Genomic DNA, 1,069 nt, shown 5'->3' with positions numbered 1-1,069 from the left:
CCGATGTTCTGGACGATCTCGACCTGGGAGCCGCGGGTGTCGGCGAAGCAGATCGAGTCGACTCCCCGTTCGCCGGTGATGTCCACGCCTTCCCCGAGGACGCGAACGCTGGCGAGGAAGGCGCGGTGCACCCGCCGCCCGGCCGCGTCGATGCCGTTGGCGAACTGGCGCAGCACCTCGCGTCGCTCGGAGACGAGGTGGTCGCCGCACAGCCACGCCGACCACACCCGGTCCGGCGGGACGTGGCGGCCGGCCTCCAGCTTGTAGAACTCCGCGTCGATCGACGACGCAGGGAGCTTGTCGGCGGCGGCCAGGTCCTCGTCGGTGGCGTCGTTGACGTACAGCGCGGCCGCCGTCTCCGGCAGCCTTTCCGCGAACGCCGCGGCTTCCTCCACCTTCTGGTGGAACGTCATGACCGTACGCAGGTTGTGCGCAGCGGCGTGCTCCAGGAGCGCGGTCTGCAGCAACGCCAGGCGCCGGCCACGCCGCGCCTCCTCCGACTCCCCGAGAACGGGAGAGGGGTCGCGGATCTCCAGCACGTCGATCTCGAACCCGGCGAGGATCTCGCGCTCGATCGCCTCCGACAGGCCCAGCTCGGCCAGCCACGCGCCGTAGGTGCCGTTGGGGTCGTCGGCCATGGTCGCGAGCTCCACCTCCTGGCCGCCGGAGCCCTTCTGCGGCCGGGGAGCGGCGAGGACGCGCGGGGTGGCGGTCAGGTACAGCCGGAAGTCCGCCGGGATCCGGGCGTTGTCGTGGATCGCCGCCCACGGCCGACCGAGATCACCCGCGGTTGAGTGGGCTTCGTCCACGATGGCGAGGTCGAACGGGGCCATCTGCTGGCCGTAGAGCCGCTCTCCGCCCGCCAGAGCGGCTTCCAGCGGCCCGCGAACCGTCCGCTGGCCCGTCGGATCCTCCGGGTCCTCACGGTCCACCAGGGAGGCGTACGTGGCGAACACGACCACCGGTCCCGACCCGGCCCACAGGGCGAGCTGGATCGGGTTGGTGGTGGTGCGCACCCCCAGCGAGTTCAGCACGGGGTCGTTCTCCAGCGAGCACACCGCCACCATCA

At 71.7% G+C, this 1,069-nt stretch carries 1 pseudogene; it reads right to left on the bottom strand.

Annotated features, from left to right (window positions below):
• Window positions 1–1,069 (bottom strand): annotated as a pseudogene (locus ACZ4V6_RS36590) (DEAD/DEAH box helicase); the annotation flags it as partial.

The sequence above is a fragment of the Streptomyces sp. NPDC029152 genome, assembly GCF_055564355.1.
This window is presented reverse-complemented; position numbering and strand designations above follow the sequence as displayed.